The sequence below is a fragment of the Mesorhizobium sp. WSM4810 genome (assembly GCF_055811235.1).
The window spans coordinates 1-12,003 of sequence record NZ_JBVVQV010000020.1 but is presented as its reverse complement, the minus strand read 5'-3'; the positions used below and the strand labels follow the sequence as shown (position 1 = coordinate 12,003).

General features: G+C 62.8%; 10 protein-coding genes and 2 pseudogenes. 3 read left to right on the top strand and 9 right to left on the bottom strand.

The genetic code is table 11. The features are described from left to right. Positions 1 to 14: 14 nt before the first annotated feature. Both AC0L3O_RS24510 and AC0L3O_RS24505 read right to left on the bottom strand, forming a co-directional pair. A complete protein-coding gene (locus AC0L3O_RS24510; protein WP_473536577.1) occupies positions 15 to 683 on the bottom strand; it encodes a haloacid dehalogenase type II in 669 nt (222 codons plus the stop codon). 191 nt (positions 684 to 874) lie between these two features. Beyond that, complete coding sequence (locus AC0L3O_RS24505) at positions 875 to 1,747, bottom strand: LysR family transcriptional regulator (protein WP_473616857.1); 873 nt, start codon at positions 1,745 to 1,747, stop codon at positions 875 to 877. Positions 1,748 to 1,846: 99 nt separating this feature from the next. Here AC0L3O_RS24505 and AC0L3O_RS24500 point away from each other — a divergent pair, with 99 nt between their 5' ends. Genes AC0L3O_RS24500 through AC0L3O_RS24490 form a run of 3 tightly spaced genes read left to right on the top strand, consistent with a single transcriptional unit; the run spans position 1,847 to position 4,701 of the window. Further along, positions 1,847 to 2,998, top strand: a complete 1,152-nt coding sequence (locus AC0L3O_RS24500) for a four-carbon acid sugar kinase family protein (protein ID WP_473536580.1) — start codon at positions 1,847 to 1,849, stop codon at positions 2,996 to 2,998. A gap of 3 nt (positions 2,999 to 3,001) precedes the next feature. Beyond that, positions 3,002 to 4,015: a 4-hydroxythreonine-4-phosphate dehydrogenase PdxA gene (gene pdxA / locus AC0L3O_RS24495; RefSeq protein WP_473536581.1), complete on the top strand. Its 1,014-nt coding sequence runs from the start codon at positions 3,002 to 3,004 to the stop codon at positions 4,013 to 4,015. Continuing rightward, complete coding sequence (locus AC0L3O_RS24490; protein ID WP_473616856.1) at positions 4,012 to 4,701, top strand: 4-hydroxythreonine-4-phosphate dehydrogenase; 690 nt, start codon at positions 4,012 to 4,014, stop codon at positions 4,699 to 4,701. The genes pdxA and AC0L3O_RS24490 overlap by 4 nt, the downstream gene beginning before the upstream one ends. Positions 4,702 to 4,809: 108 nt before the next feature. Here the strand turns inward: AC0L3O_RS24490 and AC0L3O_RS24485 are convergent. The 7 genes and pseudogenes from AC0L3O_RS24485 to tdh all read right to left on the bottom strand — a co-directional run. Then, positions 4,810 to 5,023, bottom strand: a pseudogene (locus AC0L3O_RS24485) (ISAzo13 family transposase); the annotation flags it as partial. 177 nt (positions 5,024 to 5,200) lie between these two features. Further along, positions 5,201 to 6,655 (bottom strand): aldehyde dehydrogenase family protein, encoded by a 1,455-nt coding sequence (locus tag AC0L3O_RS24480; RefSeq protein ID WP_473536583.1) that lies wholly within the window; start codon positions 6,653 to 6,655, stop codon positions 5,201 to 5,203. Continuing rightward, on the bottom strand, positions 6,652 to 7,926 hold the full coding sequence (locus AC0L3O_RS24475; protein ID WP_473616855.1) for an NAD(P)/FAD-dependent oxidoreductase: 1,275 nt from the start codon (positions 7,924 to 7,926) through the stop codon (positions 6,652 to 6,654). The genes AC0L3O_RS24480 and AC0L3O_RS24475 overlap by 4 nt, the downstream gene beginning before the upstream one ends. Before the next feature lie 61 nt (positions 7,927 to 7,987). Continuing rightward, positions 7,988 to 9,157 carry an alanine racemase gene (locus AC0L3O_RS24470; protein ID WP_473536584.1) on the bottom strand — a complete coding sequence of 390 codons (1,170 nt, stop codon included), beginning with the start codon at positions 9,155 to 9,157 and terminating at the stop codon, positions 7,988 to 7,990. Positions 9,158 to 9,176: 19 nt separating this feature from the next. Next, positions 9,177 to 9,974, bottom strand: coding sequence for a GNAT family N-acetyltransferase (locus AC0L3O_RS24465; RefSeq protein ID WP_473616853.1), 798 nt, complete (start codon positions 9,972 to 9,974; stop codon positions 9,177 to 9,179). 322 nt (positions 9,975 to 10,296) lie between these two features. Next, on the bottom strand, positions 10,297 to 11,604 hold the full coding sequence (locus tag AC0L3O_RS24460; protein WP_473616852.1) for an NAD(P)/FAD-dependent oxidoreductase: 1,308 nt from the start codon (positions 11,602 to 11,604) through the stop codon (positions 10,297 to 10,299). Positions 11,605 to 11,814: 210 nt separating this feature from the next. Continuing rightward, positions 11,815 to 12,003: pseudogene (tdh, locus tag AC0L3O_RS24455) on the bottom strand (L-threonine 3-dehydrogenase); the annotation flags it as partial.

Below are 12,003 nucleotides of genomic sequence, written 5' to 3'. Positions count from 1 at the left end.
GCCTATCCTCGCCCTCAGAGTCCGAAAACGCCCGGTAGCTGCGTCACGTCACGGATTTCCGTATACTCGTAAAAGGGATTGGCCGGCTCGTGGCCGCGGTTGACCCAGACCTTGCTCTTGATCCCCAGATCATAGGCGGACATCAGGTCGTGGCGGAAAGACGAGGACACATGCGTGATGTCCTCCGGGCCGCAACCCAGCGTGTCGAACATGTACTCGAACGCCTTGAAGTGCGGCTTGTAGGCACCCGCCTCTTCAGCGGTCAAGATGGCATGAAACGGCGCACCGAGCTTTGCCACGTTCGACGGAATCTGGGCCACCATGGAGTTCGTCAGGGTGACCAACGGAATTTCCTTGGCCAGTTTGGCCAATCCCTCGGGCACGTCCGGATGCGGCCCCCAGGTGGGGATGCGGTTGTAGATCGTTTCGGCGTCTTCGGCACGGAATGCGACGCTGTTGCGGCGGCAGGTGCGTTCCAGTGCGTTGTGAACGACATCTGCATAAGGCTTCCAGTCCTGCAGCACCTCGTCGAGGCGGTAGCCCTGGAAGTTTTTGATGAATTCGTCCATGCGCGGCCCATCCAGAAGATGACCGAACAAATCCCTGGCGGCGTCCGCCATCTGGAAATTGATGAGCGTGCCGTGGCAATCAAAAGTCACGTATTTCGGCCGGAAGCGATCCATGTCCCTGGTTCCTGTCAATCTGCCCTATTGCCCGAGCATAATCGCAGGCGTTTGGCAGAATGTGCCGCAATGCATGGTCATTCAGCAGAAGGCCCTCAGGTCGACCGCCAAACCAGCACGCCCTTTGGCAGTGCTGTCTCTTTCGCCCCGCCTGAGCCGATACGTGCGCAAAGGCGACCTATTTTCCTGGTTTAGCTGTTCTCAAGCACCTGCCGCTTGAACGATCTCTCGGACTCTGCGGTCAGCCAATCGCGCAATGCGGAGAGGCCGGTTGAAACAATGATCGACTTCGGATGGATCAGGCCGTAGTCCGTCCCGTCGCGATCAAAGCCGAGTGGTGCTTCCAATCGCCCATTCGCGACGTCATCCGTGGCAATCGCCTGGGGGGCAAGAGCAACGCCAAGACCACCCAGGGCCGCTTCTGTCATCAGGAAATGGTGATCCAGCAATCGGGTCGTTCGAGGACGCGGCGCATCCATGTGCGCGTCGAGCCACGCTTCCCAGGCATCCGGTCGCGTCCGTGATCCGAGCGCCACATAGTCGCCACTCTCGAACCGTTTGCGCAGGGATGGCAGCATGACCGGACCGACGCGCTCGGGCATCAGCCTGATGATGGTCCATTCCGGGTCGACCAGAAAATCGAGTCGGCGGATCGCAAGCGTCACCCGGTCACGCGCGAAGTCGAGCCCTCCGCCGCCGGTCGACAGATGCACCTCGACATCCGGATATCGATCCTGAAACCCAGACAGACGCGGGATCAGCCAGCGCATCGCCAGCGAGCGCTCGCAGGACAGGATGATCGGAATCGGCGTCGAGCTGGTTCTGATTTCTGCCAAGGCATCAGTGATTAAATGGAACGCCTTGCCGGTTGCCTCTGCCAGCTTCGCGCCATCGGAGGTCAGACGCACCCCTCGCCCGTCCGCTTCGAGCAAACGCAGACCAAGATCGGCGGAAAGCTTGGAGACGCGGCGGCTGACTGCACCATGCGTCAGAGCGAGTTCGGCGGCCGCAGCACGAACAGATCCCAGACGCGCCACTGTTTGGAAGGCACGCAGATCGTCCAAAGAAGGTACTTCAGATCGTTTCATTGGTGATTATTTATCACTGCTAATCGTCAGATCATATGGATAATCGTTGCCGATCGTTCTGCTATTATCACCGACATGAAACGGAACACATCTCTCCTGGTCGGGATAATCGCCGACGACCTGACCAGCGCTACCGACGGCGCGGCGGCCTTTCTCGCGAGAGGCTATGCACCTGTGATCAAGCGACAGGTCGACGGCGCGGAGAATGGAGCTATCACTTCTATCGATACCAACAGCCGCGCCTCCGACATCTGGCAGGCGACAAGGGCTATCGCCGACGCCGTGTCGGCCCTCTCGCATGCCCGCCTTCTGTTCAAAACGATCGATTCGACCCTACGCGGCCATATCCGCGTGGAAGTCGCCGCCGCCTTTCGCGCCAGCGGCCGGAGCAGGCTTGTCATCGCTCCAGCCTTTCCAGCAGCGGGGCGGCTCACCGTCGGCGGGATCCAGACGGTGAACGGCATTCCCGTGAGTCAAAGCGTCTACGGCCGTGATCCAGTCCATCCCGCAGGCACCTCGGACATTGCCGATCTGGTCGACCCGTCCCTGGGAAGACCGATCGTTATCGCCCCAGAAAATTCCGGCGATGCGGCGACGAACGCGTCCATTCTGATCCTCGACGCCGACAGCCAGGACATACTGAACCGACAGGTCGCCAGCATCCCCGATCCTGAGACTGTTCTTTGGGTGGGCTCTCCTGGTCTCGCCATCGCGCTGGCATTGCTGGTCCCTGCCGTGCCGGATGGACGCCCGGTAACCGACCAAACCGCCAGGCGGGTGGTGATCGTCGCAGGAAGCGCCAATCCGGTGACGCGCGTCCAATGCGAGACCTTGTGTGTACGAGGCGTTCCCGTCGTCGGCGACCTTGCCGACGCTCCCGGCGACGCCCGTGTGATTTGTCTTCGGGCACCGCTGCAACGGCAGGAGAATGCCAGCGCGGTGATGACGAACCTCGCCGGACAAGCAGCCGCAGCGGTCGCCCGGCGCGACTATGACGCGGTGATCGCCACCGGCGGCGAGACGATGGCGGCGATCCTCGACCGCCTCGGCATCAACCGGTTCCTTCTCACCCGCGAGTTGGAGCCCGGCTTTCCGGTTGGCCGCGCCGAACGGGCGGATGGAGAGCCGCTCACCATCGCCATGAAGGCGGGAGGCTTCGGCTCACCCTCTGCACTCCTTGATGCCGCCCGCGACCTGCTGGCAAACCGCTTTCACGAAAGGCTCTGATCGATGACCGCCCATGACGCTCCTCTCGCCGTGACCATGGGTGATCCCTCCGGCATCGGCCCCGAGATCATCGCAAAAATGTATCTCCGTCGACCGGACAAGCGACACTGGATCGTCGTCGGTGATCCGCTGGTGATGACCCACGCCCTTTGCGCACTCAATTCTGATGTGCGGATCCGGCCGATCGCCTCCGTCGATGAGACCGTGCTCGATGACGGAACCCTCAACGTGCTTTGCTCCTCGCAGCTTTCCGCCCTGCCACCGGTCAGGCAGGTTTCGGCCGTCAGTGGACGCGCGGCGTTCGACGCCATCGTTGTCGCGATCGGACTGGCGCGGGACGGTTGGGTGGGCGGCATCGTAACGGCGCCGATTCACAAGGAGGCCCTCGCATCAGCCGGTTTGCACTATCCCGGCCACACCGAAATCCTGGCCGATCATGGCGGGGCTCCCAAGGTCGCCATGATGCTGGCGAACGAGGACATTCGCACGGTCCTCGTCACCATCCATTGTTCGCTGTCCGAGGCGATCCGCAAAGGCGATTTCGCGGCGCAGATGGATGCCATCCGGTTGGCCGATGCCGGTGCGAAGGCGCTCGGCATCTCCCATCCGCGCGTCGCCGTAGCCGGCCTCAATCCGCATGCCGGCGAAGGCGGTCTCTTCGGAGACGAGGAAATCCGCATCATCCGGCCGGCGATCGAGGCGGCCCGTGCCGAAGGCATCGACGCCTCCGGCCCATGGCCAGGCGACACCGTGTTCATGCAGGCCCGCAAGGGCCGGTTCGACATCGTGGTCGCCCAGTATCACGACCAGGGTCTCATCCCGGTCAAATATATGGGCCTCGACCATGGCGTGAACGTCACGCTGGGCCTGCCATTCGTGCGCACCAGCCCCGATCACGGCACCGCCTTCGACATCGCGGGGTCCGGCGTTGCCGACCCCTCCAGCCTGGAGACCGCCTTCGACTACGCCCTTCGGCTGAAGGCTTCCCTCCCGAACCAGAAAGCCGACACCCCATGACCCAATTCGACTTCATCTTCATGCTGACACGCAACGACCGCACCGTGACCGACGCCGCCGTCCACGCCGAAACGGCGCTCGGGGCCGGAATCCGCCACATCGGCTTCAAGGACATCGGCCTGCCGCTCGCCGCCCTCGCCCGCCAGATCCGCGAGGGCGGAGCCAGCACCTATCTCGAAGTCGTATCGCTCGACCGCGACAGCGAGATCCGCTCGGTCAAGGCGGCGATCGACCTCGGCGTCGACTATCTTCTCGGTGGCACCCATGCCGACGACGTGCTGCCGCTGCTGGAAGGGACGCCCATCCGCTACTATCCGTTTCCAGGTCGCATCGTCGGCCACCCGAGCATTTTGGAAGGATCGCAGGCCGAGATCGTCAAAAGCGCCGTCGCGCTCGCCAGCCATCCCGGTGTCGCCGGTCTCGACCTTCTCGCCTACCGTTCGGCAGGCAATGCGCCGTCTCTGATCGACGCTGTGTGCCGGGCCGTGCCCAAGCCCGTTATCGTCGCGGGATCGGTGGACCGGCCGGATCAGATCAACACCATTCGCAACAGTGGCGCAGCGGGATTTACCGTCGGCACCTCCGCGATGGACGGCCGGTTCCCGGCGGAGGGTCCCGCACTGGAATTCCAGCTGCGGGCGATTTCGGCGTGCCTCGAAGGACATCAAGAGAGCGTGGGAGGTTAGTCCTGGTCAAAATAGTCACAAATTGAACCCAGCACGGCGGAGCTTCGAACAATCGAGGAAGCTCCAGACCAGAGTTCTCTGCCACTCCATTCGATCGCATAGACAAACGCCCTGTCGACGCACCTGCCCGCGCGCCGTCGCAACATCGAGGTCTTTGATGCCACGCCCGATCGTCGAACGGGCCAGACCGGTGATCTCAGACACCACCGCAAGCCCACAACCCGCAGCACGAGCCTCACTCGCAGCGAATACCCGGCGGCCACGCTCGTCCGCTTCGAGCGGTCCGCCTCCACCGCTGCTCGATTCCGCGTCGGTCGATCATGCCCGATCGGTAACCCACAAAGCGACCGAATAGAATCGCAACCTGATGAGTCAAACCGACGCAGACGTCACCAAATCCGATTCAGTCATCAATCGACATGTTCTAACTGATTAGCGATCCGCTCAGCCTACAGGCGTAGACGGCAGCTGCGCCCTCTGCGCCCTGCAAAAATGTCGCCTAGAAATAGCCGAGGATGGATTTGACCTCGAGATACTCCGACATGCCTTCGATGCCATATTCGCGTCCGTTTCCGGACTGTTTGAAACCGCCAAACGGGGCGTGCGGATCCCAGGCCGGGTAGTTGAGATGAACCTGACCGGCGCGGATCCGCGAGGCGACGTCCCTGACGGCGCCCATATCCGCGCCCTGCACATGGGCGCCCAGGCCGTAGACCGTATCGTTGGCGATAGTGACGGCCTCCTCGACTGTGTCGTAGGGGATGATGCACAGAACTGGCCCAAAAACCTCTTCCTGGGCAATGCGCATGCCTGTGCGCACGTCGGAAAAGATGGTCGGCTTGACATAGAACCCGACGCTCAGATCGTTCGCGCGACCCGACCCGCCGGTGAGGAGCCTGGCGCCCTCCGAAATGCCGATGCCGATCATGGTTTGGATGCGGTCGAACTGGGAACGGTTGGCGATTGCACCATGAGTGGTGGCTTCTGAAAGCGGATCGCCGACGATGATCTGGGCTGCGGCCCTCTTGGCGACCGCCTCGATCTCGGACAGCCGCTCGCGCGGCACGATCATACGCGTCGGCGCGCTGCATGACTGGCCGAGATTGCGGAAGGCGGCGGCTATGCCCAGCGAAACGGCACGATCGAGGTCGGCGTCGGGCAGAATCACATTCGGCGACTTGCCGCCGAGCTCCTGTCCGACGCGCTTGACCGTCGGCGCGGCGGCCTGGGCCACCGCGATGCCGGCACGGGTGGAGCCGGTGATGGAGATCATGTCGACATCCGTGTGGGAGGCGAGACCCATGCCCACGCCTGGGCCGTCACCATTGACGAGGTTGAAGACACCGGCAGGGAAGCCGGCTTCCTCAATCGCCTCGGCGAACAGCAGGGCGTCCAAAGGAGAGAGTTCGCTTGGCTTCAGCACGACCGTGCAGCCTGCGGCGAGCGCCGGCGCAACCTTGGCGGTGATCTGGTAGAGCGGCCAGTTCCAGGGCGTGATCAGGGCGCAGACACCGATCGGTTCGTGGGTGACGGCGGTGTGGCCGCGCTGCACGACGAAGGGGAAGGTTTTCAGGACATCGCGAGCGACTTGCACATGGGCGATCGCGAGCGGCACCTGCGCGGTGCGCGCATATCCGATCGCCGCGCCCATTTCGAGGCTCAAGCATTGCGCAAGCAGTTCATTGCGCGCTTCGAGCAGCGCCTGCAGGCGATCAAGCAGACCCGCGCGGTATTCCGGCCTGGTACGGCTCCAGGTGGCGAACGCCCGGCGGGCCGCTGCAACGGCCGCGTCGACGTCAGCGCTGGTTCCGAGCGGAAACCGGGCCACGATCTCTTCGGTGGCGGGATTCACGACGACGCTCTGGGCGGTGCCTCTCGGCTCGACCCATTGACCGTCGATGAAGAACTTGTCGAGGCGGCCGTTGCGGGACAGGTGTTCGAGGGGCGAAATCATGTGACAAGGTCCTTCATGCGGTAATAGGCGCCGAGGATCGGCAGGAACCAGGGACGCCCAAAGTATCCAGGGATCGCCGGCCAGTCGAAATCCTTCCAGGGGTTCAGGTCGGGGCGCCCGTCCATGACATCGGCCATGATGCTGCCCATCAGCGTCGACATATGGGTGCCGTGGCCGCTATAGCCCATGGAGTAGTAGATTCCGTTGCGCTCCCCGGCGCGCGGCAGGCGGTCGCGGGTCATGTCGACCATGCCGCCCCAGCAGTAATCGATGCGGATGTCGGCCAGTTCCGGATAGACCTCGACCATCGCCGCTTTCAGGATCCGGCCGCTCTTCTCGTCGGACTGCGGGTTGGATACTGCAAACCGGGCCCGCCCGCCGAACAGCATGCGATTGTCCGGCGTCAGCCGCCAGTAGACGACGAGATTGCGCGTGTCGACGACATTGCGTCGGGTCGGCATGAGGCGCTCGAGTTGCGAAGGCGACAGCGGTTCCGTCACGACCAGGAAGGCGCCGACCGGCACGATGCGGCGGCGGATCCATCCGAGCGGACCGACCTGGGAAATGCCGCTCGCCAGCAGGACCTGACGCGCGACGATCTTGCCTCGCGGGGTCTCGACCTCATGCCCGTCGGCGACCTTGCGCAGAGCCATGACGGGGGCGTTTTCATAGACCTCTGCGCCCCGCCGTGCGGCGGCGGTCGCCAGGCCCCGGACGAAACGGCCGACATGCATGCTGGCGCTCTTGGGAAACAGCAGCCCGCCATGGTAGCGGCTGGTGCCGACTTCAGTTCGCAGGTCGGCGCGCGCGATCATCCTCGTCCCGGGATCGACATTTGCCGCCAAGAGTTCCTGGCTGCGCGCCAGCATGTCGTAGTGCTCAGGCTTGGCGGCAAGCTTGAGCTTGCCGACCCGGGAGAAGCTGCAGTCGATCTTTTCTTCCTGCACCAACCGCTCGACCATATCGACGCCGGCGTCGAAAGCCTTGTAGAGGGCGTTTGCGGCCGGCTTGCCGTGCTTGCCGGCCATGATTGCATAGTTCTGGGCAAAACCGTTGTTGCACATCCCGCCATTGCGGCCGGAAGCGGCGTTGCCGATCGTTTCGGCCTCCAACAGTGCAACCCGGGCGCCCTTTTTGGCGAGGGCAAGCGCCGCGGAGGATCCGGTCAGGCCGCCGCCCACAACCGCCACATCGTAGTGGCCTTCGAGCGGTTTGGACGCGCCCTCATTGAACGGCTGAGAGGTATCCAGCCAATAAGATGTAAACTTCATGATTGCACCACCAGTGCGTCAGTTTGCACGGGCGCCATGCAAAGCGTTGCGATTGCAGCCCCTACCATCCGCGGATCCGCTCCCAACGGGCTTCGATCCGGGGACTGTCCCCGTTGACGACGCTGTAGAAGTGGTGCTGGGCGGCCATCGCGCAGGCATGGTTGGGCAGAATCCGGACCCGAGCCCCGAGCGGCAAATCGGGCATGGACTTTCCAGAACCGGCACGAATGGCGAGGATACCGTGTTCCTGGCTGGCCTGCGCCACGATCACATCTTCAAGCACCCGCCCCTTTTCATCGCAGACGACACCGTAACCCTGGTCGACCTGCTGGTTTGCGGTTCCGCGGTCGCGCGAAAGCGCCATCCAGCCCGCGTCGACCAGCACCCATCCTTTTTCCGGCTTGGACCCGATCACCGTGGCCAACACGGAAATCGCGATATCGTCGAGACGGCAGACCCCTACCCCGTGCTGGACGAGATCGAAGAACATGTAGACCCCGGCGCGCAGCTCCGTGACGCCTTCGAGGTTCTCGGCGAAGTGCGCCGTCGGCGTCGAGCCGAGGCTGACGATCGGGCAGGCATGGCCGTTGGCGCGCAAAGTTTCGGCGGCGCCCACGGTGGCCGAACGCTCGTCCTCGGCTGCCTTGACCAGTGCATCAGGAGTGTTCAAGCCATAGGACTCGCCGGCATGGGCGAGGACGCCGACCAGGTTGGCGCCAGCTGCGACGATCCTGTCGGCCACCTCGAGCAGCTTGGGATCGTCCGGCTTCAATCCGCCGCGATGGTCGTCGCAGTCCAGTTCGATGAAGACGGACGGCATCATACCGGTGGCTTCGCGTACACCGGCCAGGGCGTCGGCCTGCTCCACGGAATCGAGCAGCAGTTTCACATCAGCGCCGGTGCGGCGACAAAGTTCCATGGCGCGGACGGCCGACGCCGGCGACATGCCGACTGCATAGGTGATGTCGCGAAAGCCGTGGCCGGCGAAATACTCCGCCTCGGCGATGGTCGAGACGGTGATCGGGCCGGGTTCGCCGGGGAACACATGTCGGGCGACGTCGATGCTTTTGGCCGTCTTCATATGCGGGCGCAGCACTACGCCAAGCTCTCTGGCATGCTCGGCCAGACGCTGGATGTTGCGCTCGATCCGCCCCCGGTCCAGAAGCAGCGACGGGGTGATGAGGGCATCGATCGTTTGTGCCGCCTCACGGATATTTACATTCGTATCCATCGCTACCCTACCTCATTCCTTAACCGAACGACTGATTTGCCAAGGCATACATGCGGGCCGTCCCGTCGCAGACCGGCCGTCGCCCCTTGACCATCGCGATCACATCCCCGACACGCGCGAGGCCCAGGCTCTCCAGCCAGTCGCCCAATACGTGTTCGGCATAGACGTCGATGCGCACGAATTGGCCGTGAAGCGTCGCAAGCTGCGCCAGGATCAGGAGCCGCGCGTCCTGGGCGCTTTCGGCTGCAACAGGGCCGACCACGTAGCCGCGGCCGAACCGCCTGGCGATGGCGTAGCCTGCAATACGCCCCGCGCGTTCGATGACCGAAACATTGCCAGCATCAGCGAGCGCAGCCATCATCGACGGCCGGGGCATGCCTGTCGCCCGCTCGTCAAAAGCCTGGATCGCCGCGAGGTCGGAGACCGTCGCCTGACGGATGTCGTCGCGCGCACCCTGCGTCACGGCAACGGTCAGCGGGCCCTGGTGCTGAATCACCGTGCCCCAGGCATTGAAGCCGCGTCGTTTGTAGAGCGCGAGCCCCTCTTCCGTCGAATTGAGCAGCACGTTGCGCCCGTCCGTTTCCTGAAGCAACCCGTCAAAAAGCCGGGAGCCGTTGCCGCCGCCTTGCGCGGAGCCAGTGACTATGATCATCCCGGCAGTCGCATAGGCCTGTCCGTAATTCCAGGACATGGCAGTGCCGATCACCTGTCCTGCCCGCTCGAGGACCAGGCCATTGCCGACCTTCACGGCAAATTCCCAGTCCTCCTGGCGATAAGGCCAGCCCATCTCCTGCGACAGCTTCAGCGCGCCCGGCACATGGCGGGTCTCGAATTTCATCAGCTCGGTCGGGGCGCTGACGCTATCCCTGTCATGATCAACGGCCATAGGTGCAACGCTGTCGCTTGATCCAAAGTCACATTTGTAGTCGGACCTTAGAGTGGCGACCGGCGGGCAGATTTCGCTGCTGTTATGCCCCTTCAATTCAGCGGGATCATTCGTTTTGAGCCGTCCGTCGGCATGCCATATGGCGCAAATCGGGCGAGGAACGCGGCAAGACCACTCGGGCGTCGTCAGGCGAGGTGCAATGCAGACCTCAGCGGCATCTTTCGGTCGCAGCCTGCCACTCGCCTGACCAACCTCAATGCAATTTGAGACGCGGACGGACAACCCGGTTGACATGGCCGACCAGGATAAGAGCCAGGCCCTTGATCCAGCCATGTATGGCCACCAGGTGCATGCGGTACAAAGACACGTAGATCATCCTGGCCAGCCGCCCTTCGATCGCCATCCGCCCTCCGACGAGATTTCCCATCAAGCTGCCGACGGTGGAAAACCGGCTCAACGACACGAGCGAGCCCTTGTCCCGATAGACAAATGCTTCCGGCGTTTCCCAGGCAATCAAGTGAAGAATGTTGCGATAAGCGGTCGATGCCATCTGGTGGGCGGCCTGAGCGCGTGGCGGCACCGGGCCGCCCGCCCCTTCCGGCTTGAAAAAGCAGCAATCGCCGATAGCGAAGATGCGCTCGTCCCGGCTCGTTTGGAGGGTGGGAAGGACGACAAGTTGCCTGCTGCGCGCCACCTCAAGTCCGTCGAGCTCTCCCAGAATATTTGCCCCCTGCACTCCTGCAGCCCAGACGCAAATATTGGCGTGTATCTGCTCCCCGGTAGCACACCGCAGTCCCTGTTCCGTTGCTTCGGATACAGCCGTGTTTGCGAGCACCCGGACGCCGAGGGCCTCAAGTTCCTGATGCGCGGCCTTTGCTAAAGCTTCTGGGAGAGCCGGAAGAATCCGCGGCCCGGCCTCTATCAAAGTGACCCTCAGCCGGGTCTCGTCGAAGACTTCCAGGCCATAATGTCTGAGAGATGATGCAGCATTGTAGAGTTCAGCAGCGAGTTCGACGCCTGTCGCGCCGCCACCTACGATAGCTATATCAACAAAGGCGTCGTCGGTTGAATCAGCTGACATTGTCCTGGAAACTCGAAGACAATGATTCAACAACTTCAATCGAAAGCGATCCGCTTGGTGACGGTCTTCGAGGAAAAGGCAATGATCCTTGACTCCGGGAGTGCCGAAGTCGTTTGAAACCGACCCGATTGCGATAACGAGGTAGTCGTATCGGAGCCGATGTCGACCGACCAGTTCCGACCCGTCATCGTCGAATATCGGCGCCACTGTGACCTGCCGCGCGGTGCGATCGATGGCCTCCAGCGACCCGTAGAAGAAGCGGTAGCCCCAACGGTGCCCGTGGCCGCGGTAGCCCACTTCGTCAAGATTTGCGTCGAGTGATCCGGCCGCAACCTCATGGAGCAGCGGCTTCCAGACATGGGTGTGGTTCCGCTCGACAAGAACGATATCGAAATCCTTGCGGCCGAGACGTGCTCCGAGCCGGCGCACGAGTCCAAGACCTCCAGCCCCACCGCCAACGACGACAATTTGGGTCTTCATTCGTGCTTGCCCGGTCCGTAGCGGAATGCTTCTCGACATGACCAACCGCCTGTCAACGGCTGGTGCGCCGGATGGCAATCAAGTCCTGGATTCGATAGCCCTGAATGATAAAGAAGCGTCATCATCGCCCTCACGAACTCAAAAATCGCGCTATTCCCGGGCGTTCACGCCGCGAATGGCGAGCCCTGTAGTCCAGCCCCAAGGCCGCCCTCACCAATCCATGACAACCTTGCCGGAATTGCCGCTCTTCATCGCCTCGAAGCCGGAAATATAGTCGTCCACGCCGATGCGGTGGGTGATCAGGCCGCCGACATCGAGCGGACCCTGCACCAGCGCGATCATCTTGTACCAGGTCTCGAACATTTCGCGGCCATAGATGCCCTTGAGATGCAGCATCTT